This window comes from Novosphingobium sp. (assembly GCF_027486195.1).
In the GTDB taxonomy this organism is placed as follows: Bacteria; Pseudomonadota; Alphaproteobacteria; order Sphingomonadales; family Sphingomonadaceae; genus Novosphingobium.
Window position 1 is genome coordinate 165,131 of sequence record NZ_JAIXPP010000073.1, and the last position, 19,183, is coordinate 184,313.

At 66.1% G+C, this 19,183-nt stretch carries 14 protein-coding genes; 4 read left to right on the top strand and 10 right to left on the bottom strand.

The features are described 5' to 3' along the window. Window position 1 precedes the first annotated feature (1 nt). The 3 genes from Q0071_RS14145 to Q0071_RS14155 all read left to right on the top strand — a co-directional run bounded on the left by Q0071_RS14145 (window position 2) and on the right by Q0071_RS14155 (window position 3,475). Window positions 2-904, top strand: coding sequence for a VOC family protein (locus tag Q0071_RS14145; protein WP_298170612.1), 903 nt, complete (start codon window positions 2-4; stop codon window positions 902-904). Window positions 905-907: 3 nt separating this feature from the next. Then, window positions 908-2,068: an alpha/beta hydrolase gene (locus tag Q0071_RS14150; RefSeq protein WP_298170615.1), complete on the top strand. Its 1,161-nt coding sequence runs from the start codon at window positions 908-910 to the stop codon at window positions 2,066-2,068. Between the two features lie 93 nt (window positions 2,069-2,161). After that, window positions 2,162-3,475: an NAD(P)/FAD-dependent oxidoreductase gene (locus Q0071_RS14155; RefSeq protein ID WP_298170622.1), complete on the top strand. Its 1,314-nt coding sequence runs from the start codon at window positions 2,162-2,164 to the stop codon at window positions 3,473-3,475. A 96-nt stretch (window positions 3,476-3,571) separates the two neighbouring features. Here Q0071_RS14155 and Q0071_RS14160 read toward each other — a convergent pair whose 3' ends face one another. Beyond that, window positions 3,572-6,901: a glycosyl hydrolase gene (locus tag Q0071_RS14160; protein ID WP_298170624.1), complete on the bottom strand. Its 3,330-nt coding sequence runs from the start codon at window positions 6,899-6,901 to the stop codon at window positions 3,572-3,574. Between the two features lie 199 nt (window positions 6,902-7,100). On the opposite strand from Q0071_RS14160, the gene Q0071_RS14165 reads away from it, so the two are divergent. After that, entirely contained in the window at window positions 7,101-7,979 is an 879-nt protein-coding gene (locus Q0071_RS14165) for a sterol desaturase family protein (protein WP_298170627.1), read from the top strand. A 116-nt stretch (window positions 7,980-8,095) separates the two neighbouring features. Here the strand turns inward: Q0071_RS14165 and Q0071_RS14170 are convergent, their stop codons facing one another. The 9 genes from Q0071_RS14170 to Q0071_RS14210 form a co-directional block, all read right to left on the bottom strand. After that, window positions 8,096-9,028 carry a YncE family protein gene (locus tag Q0071_RS14170; protein ID WP_298170629.1) on the bottom strand — a complete coding sequence of 311 codons (933 nt, stop codon included), beginning with the start codon at window positions 9,026-9,028 and terminating at the stop codon, window positions 8,096-8,098. Between the two features lie 12 nt (window positions 9,029-9,040). Then, entirely contained in the window at window positions 9,041-10,804 is a 1,764-nt protein-coding gene (atzF, locus tag Q0071_RS14175; protein ID WP_298170632.1) for an allophanate hydrolase, read from the bottom strand. Between the two features lie 112 nt (window positions 10,805-10,916). After that, window positions 10,917-14,546: an urea carboxylase gene (gene uca, locus Q0071_RS14180; RefSeq protein WP_298170677.1), complete on the bottom strand. Its 3,630-nt coding sequence runs from the start codon at window positions 14,544-14,546 to the stop codon at window positions 10,917-10,919. A 151-nt stretch (window positions 14,547-14,697) separates the two neighbouring features. Next, entirely contained in the window at window positions 14,698-15,336 is a 639-nt protein-coding gene (locus Q0071_RS14185) for an urea amidolyase associated protein UAAP2 (protein WP_054120202.1), read from the bottom strand. A 12-nt stretch (window positions 15,337-15,348) separates the two neighbouring features. Then, on the bottom strand, window positions 15,349-16,176 hold the full coding sequence (locus Q0071_RS14190; RefSeq protein WP_298170648.1) for an urea amidolyase associated protein UAAP1: 828 nt from the start codon (window positions 16,174-16,176) through the stop codon (window positions 15,349-15,351). Continuing rightward, window positions 16,173-16,646, bottom strand: coding sequence for a CopG family ribbon-helix-helix protein (locus Q0071_RS14195; protein WP_170233729.1), 474 nt, complete (start codon window positions 16,644-16,646; stop codon window positions 16,173-16,175). Before Q0071_RS14195 ends, Q0071_RS14190 begins: the two co-directional genes overlap by 4 nt. Window positions 16,647-16,657: 11 nt before the next feature. Beyond that, window positions 16,658-17,437 (bottom strand): ABC transporter ATP-binding protein, encoded by a 780-nt coding sequence (locus tag Q0071_RS14200; protein ID WP_298170657.1) that lies wholly within the window; start codon window positions 17,435-17,437, stop codon window positions 16,658-16,660. Then, window positions 17,434-18,249, bottom strand: coding sequence for an ABC transporter permease (locus Q0071_RS14205; RefSeq protein WP_298170660.1), 816 nt, complete (start codon window positions 18,247-18,249; stop codon window positions 17,434-17,436). Before Q0071_RS14205 ends, Q0071_RS14200 begins: the two co-directional genes overlap by 4 nt. A 4-nt stretch (window positions 18,250-18,253) precedes the next feature. After that, window positions 18,254-19,183, bottom strand: a 930-nt coding sequence (locus Q0071_RS14210; RefSeq protein ID WP_298170663.1) for a putative urea ABC transporter substrate-binding protein, incomplete at its 5' end; no start/stop codon positions are given.

A 19,183-nucleotide genomic window follows, 5' to 3' on the forward strand; every position in this document is an offset into this window, starting at 1 on the left:
TATGAGCCGCGTTACCGAAATCCGCTATGTCGGCTATGCCGTCACCGATCTGGCCGCCGAGCGGGCGTTCTACGCCGACAACTGGAAGCTGAAAGAGGTCCAGGAAGCGGACGGCATGGTCTATTTCGCCGCTGAAGGCCATGACGAGCTTTACGTGGTGCGGCTGCGGCCCGATGCGGTGCAGCGGATCGATGTGATCGCGTTGGCCGCCGACAGTGAAGCAGACGTCGATGCGCTGTTTGCCAAGGTGCGCGACTATGGCTGCCAGATCGTGTTTGAGCCCAAGGCGCTCGACCAGTTCGGCGGCGGCTACGGCTTCCGCTTCTTCTCCAAGGACGGTTTGCCCTACGAGATTTCCGCCGGCGTCGCGCGCGGCACGGCGCGCGTGCTGGCACCGCGTGAGGCGATCCCCGAGCGGATCAGCCATATCGTGATGCACTCGCCGCGCCACCACGAGGAACTGGCGTTCTTTATCGACGTGCTGGGCTTCAAGCTGAGCGACTGGCTGGGTGACTTCATGTGCTTCCTGCGCTGCAACGAGGCGCATCACCGGATTGCCTTCCTCCCCGGGCCGCCGTGCCTCAACCATGTCGCCTACGACATGGCCAATGTGGACGAGATGATGCGCGGCGTTGCGCGCCTTAAGCGTCAGCACATCGATATCCGCTGGGGGCCGGGCCGGCACACGGCAGGCAACAACACCTTCAGCTACTTCACCACGCCCGGCGGCTTTGCGGTGGAGTATACTGCCGAGCTCGAGAAGGTCGATTTCGAAGGCCACGTCGCGCAAGTGATCGCGCCTGCGCCCGAGATCATGGACCAGTGGGGCATCGGCGTCGGCGGTCCGCAGACCATGCCCAAGCCCGCGCCCGATGCGGCGCTGTTCCAGCCGGCAGGGGTCTGAGCCATGGCGCTGTTCGAACCCTTTCCCAACTACATCTGGAACCTCTCTGTCGCCATCGCGATGGAGAATGGCGGGCGGATCGGCGAGATCGTCGACATGATCGAGCCGCTCCGCGCCAAGGCGCAAAGCGGCGCGGATGCCGGCACCGCCGATTTCATGGCCGAATGGGTCAAGATGGGCGACAAGCTGGTGAGCCTGGCTGAGGAAGACCTCGCGCTGGGGCGCGAATTTTCCGCCGGAACCAAGCTCAAGCGCGCAACGATCTACTACCTGACGGGCGAGCGCATGCAGGCGCATGGATCGGCAGGGCGCGAGCAGACTTATGCCAAGGCGCTCGACAGCTTCCAGCGCGGCACGCAGTTTTCGGCCGATCCGGTGGAGCGGGTGGAGATCCCCTACGAAGGCAAGATGATCGCCGCGTATTTCCACCGCGCGAACGTGGAAGGGCCTGCGCCCTGTGTGGTCTATTGCAACGGGCTCGACAGCATGAAGGAAATGCTGTGGCTCGGCGGCTTCCCGGAAGCCTTGGCCAAGCGCGGGATCCACACGCTGTGCGTCGATCAGCCGGGCACGGGCGAGGCGCTGCGGCTGCAGGGGCTGAATGCGACGCCTTACTCCGAACAGTGGGCCTCGAAGTGGGTCGATTGGCTGGAGACGCGGGCCGAGGTGGACCCTGCGCGCATCGGCATGACCGGCATTTCACTGGGCGGGCACTTTGCGCCGCGCGCCGTGGCCTATGAGCCGCGCTTTGCCAGCGGCGCGGCCTGGGGCGCGAACCATAATTGGCGCGAAGTGCAGGACAAGCGCATGGCGCGCGAGGGCGAGAACCCGGTGCCGCACTACTGGGGCCACGTCTACTGGGTTTTCGGCGCGAAGGACCACGAGGATTTCCTCGCCAAGAGCAACGACATGAACCTCAACGGGCATCTCGACCGGATCAAGGTGCCCTTCCTCGTCACCCACGGCGCGACCGACCGCCAGATCAGCGTCGACTATGCGCACCAGAGCTATGCGCAGCTCGTCAATTCGCCCCGGCGCGAGCTCAAGATTTTCACCGCGCGCGAAGGCGGGGTGGAGCATGTCGGCGCAGACAACATGAGTTTCGGCAATGATTACATAGCCGACTGGTTCGCCGAAACGCTCGGAGGGCACGCGAAGGCCTGATTTGCGCCATTCCCGAACGGACAGGCTACTATTGCCGGCCGGTTTCTGGCATTACCCTTTTGCGCCATTCGCGTGCGCAGGGGGAAATTGCGCGTGCCGGATCAGAAGACGCAGATCGTTGTCGTGGGTGGGGGTGCCGGCGGGCTGGAGCTCGTCCGCAAGCTCGGCGCCAAGTATGGGCGCAAGAAGCACGACATCATCCTGATCGACCGCAACCTGACGCATATCTGGAAGCCGCTGCTGCACGAAGTGGCCGCCGGATCGCTCGACGCCAATCTCGATGAAGTCGGCTATGGCGGCCACGCGGTGCGCTGGGGCTACCGCTTCTTCCAGGGGAGCATCGAGAGCATCGACCGCGAGCATCGCACCATTACCACTTCGCCGCTGCTCGACGAGCGCGGTGAGGAAGTGATCGGGCGGCATACCGTGCGCTATGACTATCTCGTGCTGGCGGTCGGCGGGATATCCAACGATTTCGGCGTGCCCGGCGTACGCGAGCACGCGATGTTCCTCGAGGATCGGCCGCAGGCGGACAAATTCCGCCAGAAGCTGCTCAATGCCTGCCTGCGCACCAATCATGCGCACCATACCGGCAATCCCGATGCGCGGGTGCGGGTGAGCATCGTCGGCGGCGGCGCGACCGGCGTGGAGCTGGCGGCGGAACTCTACAACGCGGCCAAGGCGCTGCGGCATTACGGGCTTGAAGTGTTCGACGAGACCAAGCTGGAGGTCTCCCTGCTCGAGGCGGGGCCGCGCATCCTGCCCGCGCTCGATGAAGTGCTGGCGGGGACGGCGCGCGATGAGCTGCAGAAGCTTGGCGTCAAGGTGCTGGAGCGCACGCAAGTGGTGCGGCTGGAAGACCGCGCGGTCCATACCGGTGACGGCAATGTGATCCCGTCAGACCTCATCGTCTGGGCGGCGGGCGTGAAGGGCGCCGAGGAAATCAAGACGATGAGCGATCTCGCGCTCACTCGCGGCAACCAGATCATCGTGCGCCCGACACTGCAGACCGAGACTGACGAGCGCATCTATGCGCTGGGTGACTGCGCCTCCTGCATCCTGCCCGGCAAAGAGCGCCCGGTGCCGCCGCGCGCGCAATCCGCGCATCAGATGGCGAGCCTTGTGTTCACCAATCTCGTCCGCGCGCAGGCCGGGCAGCCGCTGAAGGACTTTGCCTACGCCGACCACGGCTCGCTGGTTTCGCTCAGCCGGTTCTCGACGGTGGGGAGCCTGATGGGCAACCTCGTCGGCGGGCGCATGCGCGTTGAGGGGCGGATCGCGCGGATGGTCTACATGTCGCTTTACCGCATGCACCTTATCGCCATTCACGGTTGGTGGCGGGGCATCACGCTGATCGTGATCGGGCACGTGAACCAGATCGTGCGGCCGAGGCTGAAGCTGCACTGATCGAGCGCGCATCACACCCTATCCGTTCGTGTCGAGCGAAGTCGAGACACTTTGCGCAAGGTGTCTCGACTTCGCTCGACACGAACGGGGGAGGGGTTACTTCTCCACGTTCAGCGTAACCGGCCCCATCAGGCCTGAGGGCCGCAAGGGCGCATCGGCGCGGTAGGTTTTCAGCGTGGTGAAGGTGATCGGCTTGGCACCGGGCTGCGCATCGCCGATCAGGCGGTTGACCCACAGGTTGGTGACGCGGATTTCGAGGGAGTTGGTGCCGGGGCGGGCAAGGCCGGTGATGTCGGCTTCGTAGGGCGGGTTCCACAATATGCCGGCGGACTTCCCGTTGACCAGCACTTCAGCGAGATCGCGCACATCGCCGAGATCGAGGATGAGGCGCTGCCCGGGCTTGGTGACGGGGACTTTCAGCGTCTGGCGATAGGTGGCGGTGCCGGAGAAGTAGCGCACGCCGGGATCTGCGCTGCGCGTCCAGTCTTCGAGCGCGGGGAGCGTCACGCTGGCAGGGGCGCCGCGGCCGGGCTGGAAGGTCAGCGCCCAGGGGCCGGTGAGCGTGGCGAGCGGGGTTTGCGCCCGGGCCGGGACGTCGATGCTCGCGGGGCCAGCCTTGCGGAACACGACGAAGCCCGATTGCCAGGGTTTCAACGTCAGTGGGATCGATGTGCGTCCGCTCTCGGTGGCGTAGCCGATCGGGTTCGCCTTGCCGGTGGCAGCATCCCACCATTCAGCGGCCTTGCCGGTCTGCGCAAAGCTCAGCGTGGTTGGCTCGGCGCGGTTCTTGCGGTTGGTGATGAAGTAGATTTCGGCATCGCCGGTGGTGCGGTGGACGAAGCGTAGCGCAGAGTCCGGCGCGGCCTTGGTGTAGGTCAGGTCCGGCGCGATACCGAGCTTGGCAAGCGCGCTGTCCGGATCGTGACTGGCAAGGACGCGGCCCTTGCCGGTATCGCCGCTCCACAGCGCATCGGCGAGGCGTGCGAAGACGGCGGGATCATCCTGCAATGCGGGTGAGCCAGTGGGCTTTTCGCCGATCAGGGTGGCACCGCCGCGCACAAGGGTGTCGATGCGCCGGAGCACGGCGAGGCTCATCCGCGCCGAACTGCCGCCGAGGTAGAGCGCCTTGTAGCGCGCGCCGCTCTTGGCGACGAGGTCTGCGCCGTCGTTCGCAAGCTGGTTCAGCAAGACGTCTGGGTTGACGAAATCGAAGGCGTTGGCGCTGGGCAGATCGCCTGGCACGGCCTTGGCGAAAAGCGCGGTGAGCGGGGCTTCCTCGCCGTAGAAGTATGCCACATCCGCCACGTTGCGGCCCTGCTGGAGCATGTAGCTGCTGCGCGCCATGTAGTCGGTCCAGGGCCGCGCCTGCTCGCCCCAGGTTTCCAGCCGGTTGAAATACTGGCCGAAGATGAAGAGCGAGAAGCCGGGGGCCTTGTCGGTCAAAGGCTGGTGGACCGAAGTGTGGATCACCGGGCGATTGACGCCGAGGGCGAATTCCATGTCGATCATGGGCTTGAGGTCGCGCGGGGCAAAGGCCCAGGGCTGGAGCGCAGCGGTGAGCGATTCCGCGGCGACGAGGTTCTGCCCGTAGACGTGGGCGACCGAGGCCGCGCCGCGCATGTCGCCCTGATAGCTCGGCTGTGGCTCGCCATGCGTGACATCGTAGGACCACATCGCGGCCATCGGGATATCGGCGTTGCGGCGCATCGCCATGTCGTCGCCAAGCGAGGGGCGCTTGTCTTCCAGGGCTTCGGAATAGTGGATCAGGCCGCGCTTGTGGGCCTCTACGGCAATGGTCTTGTAGTGGGCATCCGCCATGAGATCGGCGAGCGTCTGCCGGTAATCGTGCAGGAACGCGTCGGTGCGCGCCGGGCTTCCAAGGATCACGCCAGTGAGCGCAGGCAGCCACGGAACGGGATCATAGCCGCGCCGGGCCTTGAATTCGGCAACGATTTGCGGCGTCCAGTTGCTCGCGCCGACCTCGATACTGTCATTCAGCAGGGCGCGCACGCCGTGCTGGCCGATCATGTCCGGCCCGGCGGCGGCGATATAGGTATCGAGGTAGGTGTTCACATAGCGGCGGACGGCGTCCGCATCGAACTTGTCGACCTCGAACCCGGTTGCCTCGGGCGGGGCGGGGTGGTTCTCGGTGCCGGTGAGCGAGTAGCCGAGGCGCAGGACGCGCCACTGGCCCTTGGGCGGGGTCCAATCGAGACTGCCATCGGGTCCGACGCGGTCGGTCAGATCGATAACTGCGTTTTCCGGCGTGGCAGGCGCATCGGGCGTGGGGATTGCGTTGTAATCGAGCGTGGTGGCGAAGCCGGCCTTTTCCTCGAAGCGGTGGGTGCGCGGTGTCGTGGAGAAGCCGAGTTCGGCGATTGTGACATGGGGGCCGGTGCCACTCATGAAGCCGGGGAAGCTGGGAAATTCCACGCCAGGCGCGGGCGGGGTGGGCAGGCCGAAGCCGGTCTGTTCGGCAAGGAAGCGCACCCGCAGCGCCTTGGCGGCGACCGGCGCGAATGTGATCGTGTACTGCGCCGAAGTGCCGGTGGGGAAGCGGGTGACTTCGTGAAACGCGGCGCCATCTTCGCTCGCCTCGAGGACCGGCACGAACTTGGCGGCGCTGAACAGCGAGACCGGCGGCATGGCGAGCGTGGCCGAACGGACCAGCTGGGGCGCGGCGAAATCAGCGCGGATCCATGCGGGGGCGTCAGAGTTGCCCGCCGACAATTCGATGGTGGTGGCCTGCTTGCCATCCGTAAGCCTTGCGCCGTCGATGGTGCCGGAGGACGCTGTCCACACCGGCGCAAGCGGGGTGGCTGTTTCAGGGACGGCGAGGACATAGGTATCGCGGTAGAGCCGCGGCAGATCGGTCTTGGGATGATCGACGCCGATCTCGGGCTGCATGCCGAGATCCTGGAACGGGCCGGTGGTGCTGGGCGGCGGGGCCAGCTTGCCCTTGAAGCGCTTGCCGCCGGGGATGCGGGTTTCGGACCAGACAAGCTTCTTCATGCCGTCTTCGGGCTTGACCCACGGCCCGCCACTTTCACTCCAGCCGGGTGAGGCGGCGATGGCGAGTTCGAGGCCGAGCTTGTCGGCGGTTTCGGCGGCGGTGCGGAAGGCGTGCTTCCATTCCGGCGTCATGTAGACGAGGCGTTTTTCGACGACTTGCGGCGTCTGGAGCTGCGCATCGAAGGTCTGCGCGCCGCCGATGCCGATGCGCTTCATCCATTCGAGATCGAGGCGGATGCCTTCCTCGGTGATGTTGCCGTTCATCCAGTGCCACCAGACGCGCGGGCGGGCGGAGGAAGGGGGATCGCGGAAGCCATCGGCGAGCGGGTCAGCCGCTTGTTCGGCGTGGACTGGGGCGAGCGCGCTGCCAGCGAGCAGGAGCGCGCCGAGGGCGCGGATAGAGGCCTTGTGCAACGCTCTTCTCCCGAGGCGGTGATTGTTTATGATTGCTTTGATCAAAAACGCGCATTGGATGCAAGCGAAATCCCATTGCAACCGGGGCGCGGTGGGAGCGAGCATCAATCCCTCTGCGGGTATGACGAATGGGGCAGTTGTTGATATCGGGACTTGGTGTTAGCCTTTGACGCACAGAACAGCCGTGGGGGTTCGCGCAATGGCGGCGGGTATTAAGCCGGTGATCTTCAAGTATTACCAGCCAGCGACATTGCTGGCGATCTTCGCGTTCTGGTCGCTGCTACCGCCGGAGCTGGTGACGAATGGCTGGACCATCGTCATCGCCGCGGTCTGCACCAAGTTCATGATCCTGGGGCTGGAGCAGATCAACGAACGCCACGCTGGCTGGCGGCTGACCCGGGCGGAGTTCTTCTCCGACTTGTTCTACTTCGTGATGTTCTACACCGTGGTGCGCTGGGCGGGCAAGCACTGGGCCGATGCGCCGCTGATCGGCGTCAAGGATGCGCTGGGCATCCGCACGCCTTGGCTGGAGCACGCGCCGCTGATCGTGCAGGTCGCGCTGATCATGCTGTTGATCGAGTGGGGGCACTATTGGCTGCACCGCGCGATGCACAACTGGTTTCCACTGTGGGTGGTACATGCGCCGCACCACTTTGTGCGCCAGCTGAATGCACTGAAGGGCGCGGTGGGCAATCCCTTCGAACTGTTTCTGATCGGCCTCAGCGTGACCGTCTTCCTCGATTTCTCGCTGACCGCGCTGCTGTGCGCCGGGCATATGCTGGGAACGATCGCGGCGTTCAGCCACGCCAATGTGCGGTTCAATCCGCCGCGCTGGTATTCGGCCGTTTTCACAACGGTGGAGGCGCACAGCCTGCACCATTCGGTGGAATACGAAGACACCCGCTGCAACTATTCTTGCGCGCTGATCCTGTTTGACCGGCTGCACGGGACGTTCAAGGCGGGCGAGGCGGTGGAAGTGGGGCAGGAAGGCCGGCGCCATATGGGGATCGGTGAGACGCTGATCTATCCGGTGAGCCCGGTGATTAGCTGGGTGAAGGGGCGCAAGGCGGCGGCTTGAGGGCTCTGCCCTCGTTTCGTCATTGCGAGCGTAGCGAAGCAATCCAGAGCGCCGTGCATTGCCGCTCTGGATTGCTTCGCTACGCTCGCAATGACGAGTGGTTGGTCTTGAATGCCTTACGGTTTCGCCAGTTCCGCGCCCTTGGGCCACCACGTCAAGGTGTGGATATCGTGCGCCGAGGTCCAGACGCCCTTGGGGGTCCAGCGAAGCGCGCCGCTGCCGACGGGCTTGCCGAGGCGGCTGAGGATTGCGTTCGAAACCGCGTCGATCACCACGTATTCCTGATCGTCGGTGGTGCGCAGCCAGACTTTGCCGTCGCCGGTATCGATATCGCCCCACTTGAGGTTGTCGCCCACCTTGATGCGTGTGGTGACAGTCATCGTGGCGGGATCGATCTTCGCGACTGTGCCGTCCCCCTGTTCCTGAACCCAGACCGCGCCTTCGCCAGCGACGAGGAAGCCAGGTGCCTTGCCGAGCGGAACGGTGCCGGTGACGGTGTTGGTAGCAGGATCGATGCGGCTGAGGAGCTGCGTCTTGGCGCTCACTGCCCAGAGCGCGCCTAGGCCGAAGCTGAGATACCACGAGCCGGCGGAGACTTCGATCGTGGCGACGACCTTGTTGGTGGCGGGATCGATGCGCGCGATCTTGCCGTTCGCGTCGGAACCGATCCAGACCGCGCCCGCGCCAGTGACGGTGTTGAGCTCGCCTTCCAGGTTGTTGGCGATTCCGGAGGAGACGGTAGCGAGGAGCTTACCGGTCTTCACGTCGATGCGCTTGACCGCGGCTTCGGGGCAATCTGCGACCCACAGAGAGCCGAAATCGACGCTCATGCCGCCGCAGGGGCGGCCCATGGGGCTTTCCGCTTTCTTGCCCTTGGCGGACCATTGCTCAACGCGGCCCTTGTTGGTGGCCCAGACGGTGTCGCCATCGATCGCGAGAAAATCCGCAAAGCCGGGGACGACCTGAACGTGGGGCGTGGGGGCCTCTGCGTGGACGGCAACAGGGGCCAGCGCGCAGGCGGCGATGAGCAGGGCCTTGAGCGGGGTCATGGGGATGCTCCTTCAGTTTTTCTGCGCGATGTAGGCGCGCCAGCCGCCGAGGTGGGTGATGTCTTCTGCACCGGTCAGCGCGCGCGGTTCGGCGACGAAGCCTTTGACGCTGGTGCCGTCTGCCAGGGTGACCGTGCCAATGGCGAGCGGGGCGGGGACCTCGACGGTGAAGCTGCCGAATTCCGCGACGCCCAGTTCATAGACTTCGACGGCGATGGCGGCGCCCCCTTCGGCGCTGTGGACCAGCGCTGGCTTGGGCGGGACGCTGTCGGCCATGGCGTAAAGCTTGTAGGTGGGGGCGCTGTGGGTCGCTTCCACGAAAGTCGCCTCGCGCGAGGTGAGCTGCCAGTGGAGCGGCATGTCCTTGAGGTGGGCGCCGACGACGGCCAGTTTTACGGTCTGCATGGTTCCCTCCAGATCGAGCGGGGGCGGCGGGGCGAGGTTCGCTTGCGCCAGGTAGGCATCGGCGAGGGTGAGCAGCGCGCGGTCGGTGTCCGCAGGGCCGATCAGCGTGATCCCGAAGCCGGTTCTGTTGTGGCGCGTTCCCGCCGGAACTGCGAGCGCGGCCATATCGAGCAGGTTCACGAAATTGGTATAGGCGCCAAGGTTGCTATTGAGCGCGATGGGCGCGGCAGCGAGTTCGGCGACGCGGTAGGTGGTGCCGGTGGTGAGGAAGGCCAGCGCATCAAGTTCGCCCCACATGAGGTCGGCGTGGCGCTTCAGTTCGGCGAGGCGGTAGACGCCGTTGAAGGCTTCGACGGCGGTGTTGCTCCACCCCGCCTCGACCACGGCGCGGACAGTGGGATCGACTGCGTCCGGGTTTTCCGTGAGAATCTGCGCCATCGCGGCAGTGCGTTCGGCGACCCAGGGGCCGCCGTAGAGCAGCTGCGCGGCTTCCTGCAGCGGTGCGATGTCGATCTCGACGATCTGCGCGAGAGTGGCGAGGTGATCAAGGGCGCGGTCGTAAAGGTATTCGCTTTCCGCATCGCCGAAGAATTGGCGCTGGCGGCGCAGCGGGACGCCGATCCTGCGGGGCGTGAGGCTGCGGTTTGCCAGCGGTTTGGACCAAGGATCAGCGGGATCAAATGCGGCAAGGACGGCATCAACGAGACCGGCATCTGCGGTGTCATGCGCGAAGACGGTGACGCAATCGACCGAGCGGCAGGCGGGGACGACGCCGCGCGTGGGCCAGCGGCCTTTGGTTGGCTTGAAGCCGATCAGGTGGTTGAACGCGGCGGGCACGCGGCCGGAGCCTGCGGTATCGGTGCCGAGCGCGATGGGCACCAGCCCGGCGGCGACCGCGATGGCCGAGCCCGAGCTTGAACCACCGCTGACATAGGCGCGGTTGAAGGCGTTGCGCGGAATGCCATAGGGGCTCCGCACCCCGACAAGGCCGGTGGCGAACTGGTCCAGGTTGGTCTTGCCCATGCAGATCGCGCCAGCCGCGGCGAGGCGTTCGGCGACGGTGGACGATGCTTCGGGCTGGTAGGCGAAGGCGGGGCAGGCAGCGGTGGTTGCGAACCCGGCGACGTCGATGTTGTCCTTGGCGGCATAGGGCACGCCGGCGAGGGGGAGGTGTTCGCCTGCCGCGATGCGCGCGTCTACCGCGCGGGCGGCGGCGAGGACTTGTTCGGGCGCGGTACGGCTGATCCAGATCTGGGGCTGGATTGCATCGTAGGCGGCAATTCGGGCGAGGGCGGCTTCGGCCTCAGCGACGGCGGTTGTTTCGCCGGATTGGACGGCTGCGGCGATTGCGCCTGCAGAATCACTCATCATCAAAACCCCATCTCCGTTCGTGTCGAGCGAAGTCGAGACACCAAGCGCCGCGCCCGGTGTCTCGACTTCGCTCGACACGAACGGATGGGGGATTGGGGGGCAGCATACCGGCTCATACCGTACGCCTCAGGGCGAGCATTGGGGAGCCGGGCTGCAGGGACTGCTTCTCCTTGATATAGAGCGCCTCGATCGTGCCGGTGCCGGGGCTTTCGACGGGGCATTCCATCTTCATCGCCTCGATCACTGCGATAGTATCACCAGCCTTGACCGCATCACCCGCGGCGACGAGCAGCTTCCACACGCTACCGCCGAAGGGGGCTTCGACGAGGTCGGTGCCATCGGGCACTTGCGTAGCGGCGGCAGCGGGGGCTTCGGCTTCGGCGAGGTCGGTAACGCGGTCGAATTCACCGCGCGCCTGCCAATCGGCGCGTTCGGCGTCGAAGGCGGCCTGGCGGTTGGCTTCGAAGGCGCTGATCGCTTCGGCGTTATCGGCGAGGAACTTGCGGTAGTCGGCGAGGCGGAATTCGCTGGGTTCGATACGGAGCGCGCGGCGGCCGGCGGGGAAATCGCGGCGCCATTCGACCAGTTCCTCGGCGCTGACGGGGTAGAAGCGGATCTGGTCGAAGAAGCGCAGGAGCCAGGGTTTGCCTTCGGTGAAGGCTTCGGTCTGCCCCCCTTTTGCTTTAGCGTAGGTGTTCCAGACCTGCACGGTGCGGCCGAACAGCTGGTAGCCGCCGGGACCTTCCATTCCGTAGATGCACATGTAAGCGCCGCCGATGCCGACGACATTGGGCGGGGTCCAGGTGCGCGCGGGGTTGTATTTCGTCGTCACGAGGCGGTGGCGCGGATCGACCGGCGTGGCGACGGGCGCGCCGAGGTAAACATCGCCGAGGCCCATGACGAGGTAGTTGGCCTCGAAGATCAAGTTCTCGACCGCGGCCACATCGGGCAGGCCGTTGATGCGGCGGATGAATTCGATGTTGTCAGGGCACCAGGGCGCGTCGTCGCGGACGGCGGCGATGTACTTCTCGATCGTCTCGAGCGTGGCGGGATCGCGCCACGAGAGGGGGAGGTGGACTACTCGCGACGGGATCGTGAAATCGGCGAGATCGCCGAGCCGTTCCTCAGCCTCGATCAGCGCGGCGAGCGCGCTGGCCTGATCCAACTGCACGCCGTCGAAATGCAGCTGCAGCGAGCGGATGCCGGGGACGATATCGATGACGCCGGGGAGCGCGAGGCGTTCGAGTTCGACCATCAGCGCGTGGACGCGGATGCGCAGCTCGATATCGAGGACGATCTGGCCGTATTCGACGAGGATGTTGCGGTCGCCCTGCTGGCGGTAGATCGTCCGGGGGCGGCCCCCAACTTCCCTTGTAGGCGGCGTCTGGGCGATTTCCGCGAGGATCGGGGAGAGGTGCGCGACGGGGCGGTCGGGCACCGGGCCGGGGAGCGTGCCTTGTGTCAACAGGCGCTGCTGGTCGGCGTCCGCCGCGGCGGCATCGGCGATGGTGACGGGGGCGAAGCGCAGGCGGTCACCCGGCACGAGCTGGCCGAGCTTCCAGCGGTCTGCCGCGATGACCACGAAGGGGCAGACGAAGCCTCCGAGCGAGGGGCCATCGGGGCCGAGGATGATCGGCATGTCGCCGGTGAAATCGACCGCGCCGATGGCGTAGGGATTGTCGTGTATGTTCGAGGGGTGGAGGCCCGCCTCGCCGCCGTCCTTGCGGGCCCAGTGCGGCTTGGGTCCGATCAGGCGCACGCCGGTGCGGTTGGAATTGTAGTGCACCTGCCATTCGGCGGCGACGATCATCGCGATATCGTCTGGCGTGAAGAAATCGGGTGCGCCGTGCGGGCCGTAGAGGACGCGCAGGGTCCATTCGTTGCCGAGTGATGGGAGCGCGGTGGCGGCGAGTGCGGTTTCGGCGGATTCGTCGCCGAGGTGGAGCACATCGCCCGCAACGAGGCGGCGCGCGGCGTGGCCGCCGAACTGGCCGAGTTCGAAAGTGGCGCGGCTGCCGAGATAAGGCGCAATATCAAGGCCGCCTTCGAACAGCAGATAGCCGCGCATGCCGCCGCCGCGCGCGCGGCCGAGCGCGAGGGTCTGCCCGGCGGCGATGGGGATCACTTGCCCGCGCGGGACAGGGACGCCATCGAGCGTCGCGCCGAAATCCGCACCGGTGAGCGCGACGCGTGCGGGCGCGGTGAAGGCGAGTGTGGGGCCGGAATGCGTGAGCTCTAGCCCGGCTGTGCCTTCAGGATTGCCGAGCAGGCGGTTGCCGAGGCGGAACGACTGGTCGTCCATCGGGCCCGAAGGCGGCACGCCGACCGCCCAGAGCCGCTGGCGGCCGGGCCAGTCTTGCACCGTGGTGGCAGTGCCGCCGCTGACCACGCGCACGCTGCGCGGGGTATAGGCGATGGTATCGAGAACGCGGGTGGAAACTTCGCCGCTGGTGAAGGCGGGGGTGCGGACAACTTCGCGCAGCCAGCGCAGGTTGGTCTCGATCCCGTCGACGCGGGTCTCGCCGAGCGCGGCCTGCATCGCGGTGACGGCAAGCTCGCGCGTCGGCGCGTGGACGATCAGCTTGGCGAGCATGGGATCGTACCACGAGGTGACGTCGCTGCCGGCCATGACCCAGGTCTCGGTGCGGATATCGGCGGGAAACTGGACTGCCGTGAGCGTGCCCGAAGTGGGGCGATAATCGAGCGCGGGGTCCTCGGCATAGAGGCGGACCTGCACCGAGTGGCCTTGCGGCACGGTCGGCGCGGCATCGAGGAAACTGAAATCGCCCGCGCCGCCGCGCACCATCCATTCGACGAGATCGATCCCCATGACCATTTCGGTCACGCCGTGCTCTACCTGCAGGCGGGTGTTCATTTCGAGGAAGTAGAACTGCTCGCGCTCGGCATCGTAGAGGAATTCGACTGTGCCGGCGTTGCGGTAGCGCGCGGCCTCGCCGAGGCGGATGGCAGCGGTGTAGAGGTCCTGCCGGATATGCTCGGGAAGCAGCGGGGCGGGGGATTCCTCGACCACTTTCTGGTTGCGCCGCTGGAGCGAGCAATCGCGTTCGCCGAGCGCAACGACGCGGCCCTCGCCATCGCCGAAGATCTGCACTTCGACATGGCGGGCGCGGCGGACATACCGTTCGAGGAAGACCCCGGCATCGCCGAAATTGCTCTGGCCAAGCCGCGCGACCGTGGCGAAGCCTTCGCGCACATCGGCCTGGCTTTCGCACACGCGCATGCCGATGCCGCCGCCGCCTGCGGTGGCCTTGAGCATGACGGGAAAGCCGATTTCGTTGGCAGCGGCGAGCGCTTCCTTCTCGCTCGTGAGGAGTTCCGAGCCGGGCGCGAGCGGCACGCCGTGGGCCTTGGCAAGCGCGCGGGCGCTGTGCTTGAGGCCGAACATGCGGATGTTGTCGGGAGTCGGGCCGATGAAGACGATTCCGGCGGCTGCGCAGCTTTCCGCAAAATCGGTGTTCTCGGCGAGGAAGCCGTAGCCGGGGTGGATCGCACCCGCCTCGGTCTGCTTCGCGGCAGCGAGGATCGCCTCGATGTTGAGATAGCTTTCAGAGGGACGCGCGCCGCCGATGCAGACGGCCTCGTCAGCCTCGGAAACGTGGAGCGAGCCCGCATCGGCCTCCGAATAGACCGCGACCGAGCGCAGCCCCATGCGGCGCAAGGTGCGGATGATCCGGGTGGCGATGGCACCCCGGTTGGCAATGAGGACGGTGTCAAAAGGCATCTTTGGCTCAGCGCTCATTGCTCCCCTCCCCAGCGGGGAGGGGTTGGGGGAGGGGGCACGGCGTTGTGGTCGTCAGGCGCTGGGCACCCCCACCCAGCCTCCCCCGAACGGGGGAGGGGCAGAAAGGCTGGGGCTGGCAGGGCGCCTCGATTCATGCGGCGACGATCATGCGCACGGGCGTGGGGTTGAAGCCATTGCAGGGGTTGTTGATCTGCGGGCAGTTCGAGACGACGACGATGACGTCCATCTCGGCCTTGAGATCGACCGTCAGGCCGGGCGCGGAAATGCCGTCGACGATGCCAAGCGCGCCGTCCGCTTCCACCGGCACGTTCATGAAGAAGTTGATGTTGGCAACGATATCGCGCTTGCCCCGGCCTTCGGTGAGGTTGGCTTCGAGGAAGTTCTCGACGCAGGCGTGCTGGGCCTTGGTGTGGTGGCCATAACGCAACGTGTTGCTCTCGCAGGAGCAGGCGCCGCCGATGGTGTCGTGGTATTCGACCGTGGTGGCCGCGATGGTCATCATCGGGCGGCCTTCGTTCGAGCGAAGCACGGTGCCGGTGCGCAGGAACAGGTTGCCTTGCGCGGCGACAGTATCCTGCGCGGAGTAGCGCTCGGTGTCGTCTGCTTCGCTGTAGAGCAGGAAATCGACCGCCTGGTTGCCTTCAAGGTCGACGATACGCAGCGTCTGGCCCTTCTTGATGTGGTGGATCCAGGGCGCGCGGGCGGGGACGACTTCGTCGTGGACGATGGTATCGGGCAGGCCATCGTGATGCGGATCGCGGTTCTGCATGGGGCTGCCTCCTTACCGGCGGTAGTAGTCTTCGACGTTGAGGAAGGCGCGCAGGCCCTCCGGCGTCGCGGTGCGGATGGGATCGTCCTCTGCGGCCACCGGCCCGCGCCACGCGGTCGCGCGCAAGGGGGTGACGGTGTAGTCGGGCCGGGGATCGAGCACGTGGGGGACGTTGGCGATCACCACGATGACTTCCATTTCAGCGCGCAGGATCACTTCGCGGCCCGGCTCGAACGGGCCGATCTCGGGCAGGATCGCGCCGTCATCGGCAATGCGCGCGCCCTTGAACAGGGTGATCGCAGCGTGGATATCGCGGCGCTGGAGGCCGTGCTTGGCGGCACCAAGGAGGAAGCGGTCGCGCCCGTTGGGGTACTGGCCGCTGTTGCGCCCGTCGCCGTACTTGGCGGCGTTGGTGTAGGCGTTGGAGGTGCCGGAGAAGGTATCGTGCGTGCCGCCGGTGCTATCTTCGGCGATGCTCATGAGGACGCGGCCCATGTCCGAGAGCAGGAGCTTGTCCGCGCCGATATAGGCGTTCCACTGGATCTTGACCGTGTCGGCAAAGCTGTAGCGCTCGGTCGGCATTTCGGCATTGAAGATCTGCAAGCTCGCGCAGGCATCGCCTTTGACGTCGATCAGGCGCAACCGGCTGCCGCGCGGCAGGCGGCGGGTGGCATAGCCGCCGGAGGCGAGGGTTTCCTCCCAGAGCAGCGCTTCGGGTGTTACTCCTTCGGGGAGGTCAGGCGCGGCCGGCGGAAGGACGGGCATCGCCTCGACCACGGTACCTCCCTGGGCGCGGGCGTGATCGCGGGCTGCGTTGGGGTTTGCCAGAACCTGAGTCATGCGGCGGCTCCCTGCGGCGCATCGGCTTCCGGCTCATAAAGCTGCGGAAGAAGCGCGGTGGTGGTGACGAGTTCGAGCTGTTGGACCCCGCGCACGCGGCGCAGCGCATCCGACAGATCCTTGAGGCGGGCGGCGGGGCCCTGAACGAGGAGGACTTCGAGCGACTGGTCATCCTCGAGGAAGACGTGCTGCGAGGAAATCACTTCCTTGAGGTAGTGCGCCTGCGTCTGTGCAAGCTGGTGGCGGACGCGACCACGCTCGCCCCGGTAGACGAGGGTGATCGTGCCGGCGAGCATCTCGTCGGGCCGGGTGAAGGCCTCGTGCGCGGCGAGCGCGTGGCGGATCAGTTCGGCCATGAGCTGTGAGCGCGAGGGGAGTTGGCGCTCGGTCACCATCATGTCGAGTTTGCGGAACAGTTCGGCCGGAAGGCTCATGCTCAGCCGGGCAAGGCCGGGGGTTTCTATCGTCATTGCCATTCCTCTCAATTCGTGGCCGCGACGGGTTGTAGCTGGGTTTCGGGCTCGGCAGCCGGGACCGGAGGACCGCGCAAGGGCAAGTCGTAAACCGCGGTCGCGCCGTAACGATGCGGCGCGTGGGGATCATGGCGGCGCTTGTCGAGCGCGAGAACGCGCGTGCCGAGCGTGAAGGCTTCCTTGATATCGTGCGTGACCATGACGATGGTGAGGCCGTAGTCGCGCCACAGGCGCGTGATCAGGCCGTGCATGTCCGCCCGAATGCCGGGATCGAGCGCGCCGAAGGGTTCATCGAGAAGGAGAATGCGCGGGCGCTTGATCAGCGCCTGCGCAATGGCGAGGCGCTGCTGCATGCCGCCAGACATCTGCGCGGGGTAGAGGTGGAGGCTGTCCGCCAGGCCAACCGCTTCGAGCATTTCGGTAGCTTGCGCTTCGGCCTTGCGGCGCGCTGTGCCGAACAGGCGCGCCGCGAAGGGCGCGGCGGGGCATTCAAGGCCGAAGGTGACGTTTCCGAGCACCGTCATATGCGGGAACACCGAGTAGCGCTGGAACACGACCCCGCGATCGGGGCCGCACTGGGCCTCAAGCGGCGCGCCATCGAGCAGGATCTTGCCGCGCGTGGGCGCTTCCTGGCCGAGGATGAGGCGCAGGAGGCTGGACTTGCCGGCGCCCGAGGGGCCAATGATCGAGAGGAAGGCACCATCGGCGACCTCGAGGTTCACCTTCTCGAGCACGACCTTGTCGCCATACTCCACCCACACGTTCTTGAGCGAGAGGAGCGCGCTCATCTTCCGTCTCCATGCGCCCAGGGGAAGGCACGGCGGCTGATCGCGGCGAGCGTCACGTCCATCAGGATCGCCAGCAGCGCGATCCACGCGACGTAGGGGATGATCACGTCCATCGCGAGATAGCGGCGGACGAGGAAGATGCGGTAGCCAAGGCCGATATCGGAGGCGACCGCTTCGGCGGAAATCAGGAAGACCCACGCCGGGCCGAGCGCGAGGCGGATTGCCTGCAGCAGGCGCGGCATGGATTGCGGCAGGGCGACGCGGGCGATGATCTGCCACGAATTGGCACCGAGCGTCTCGGCCTTGATGATCTGTTCGCGCGGCAGGCTGGCGACATGCGCGGCAATATCGCGGACCATGACCGGCGCGACGCCGATGGCGATGAGGACGACCTTTGATGTCTCACCCAGACCGAGTGCAATGAACAGGATGGGAAGCAGCGCGATCGGCGGGATCACGGCAATGCCGGTGACGAGCGGGCTGAGCGCCGCGCGCACCGGTGGCAGCGCGCCGATGAGGAGACCGAGGACGAGCGCGAAGAGCGTCGCGATGCCGAGGCCGAGGCCGAGCCGCTGGAGGCTGGCGAGTGTATCGGCCCAGAACACCAGATTTCCGGAGAGCGGATCGGGCGTGGTGAGCAGCGCCGTGATCGCGCTCGCCATCGCGGAGGGGAGGGGGAGGATCTTGTCGGACGGATTGACGGCGTGGCGCTGCACCGCGGTGATCAGATAGAATACCACGAGCAGCAGGATCGGCGCACCGCCCGCAATCAGGCGGTCGCGCTTGGTAAGGTGCCAGTTGATCCAGCGCATGCGCTCAGATCTTCCCGTCTGCGGCGAGCTTCATGAAGCTGTCGTCGAAGCGCAGGGTGACATGCGCCGCGTCGCCAAGCGTCTTGCCGCCGGGGAAGGCGATGCCGACCGCGTCAGCCGAGGCGGCACCCTTGAACAGGCCCTTGGAGAAGCTGAAATCGCGCACGCGGGTCATCGTGGTGACCAGCGCGGGGGACTGGGCGGCGGCTACGGCGGCCTTCGGATCGGTGTAGAGGAAGGTGGTCTTGAGCTGGCTGTCGAAGGTTTCGGGCGCGGCACCGGCGAGCTTGGCCATCGCGGCGCGGGCGGCCTTTCCTTCGGCGTCCTGCTTCATCATCAGCTGGACGGTATCGTACCAGATGCCCGCCAGCGCCTTGCCGAGATCGGGGTTGGCCTTGAGCGTGGCGGTATCGACGACGAGGAGATCGAGGATCTCGCCCGGAATGTCGGCCGAGGAGAACACCTGCGTGACGCCGGGCTGCGCGCGCATGACCGAGAGCTGCGGGTTCCACGCAACGGCGGCAGTGACATCCGCGCTGGCGAAGGCGCTGACGATATCGGCATCGGCGGTGTTGACCGTCTTCACATCGGTCATGCCCATGCCGCCCTTTTCGAGCGCGCGGGCAAGCAGATAGTGCGAGACGGAGAGTTCGACGAGATTGACCGACCGGCCCTTGATCGCGCCGAGATCGGTGGCGCCCTTGATCAAGACACCGTCGTTGCCGTTGGAGTAGTCGCCCAGGATGACGGCAGTCGTATCCTTGCCGCCGGCTGCGGGGATGGTGAGCGCATCCATGTTGGCGAGGGTGACACCATCGAGCTTGCCGGCGGTGTACTGGTTGATCGATTCGACGTAGTCGTTGACCTGCACGATCTTGATCTTGAGGTGGTACTTGTCTTCCCACTTCTTCACGATGCCGGCCTGCTGCGCATA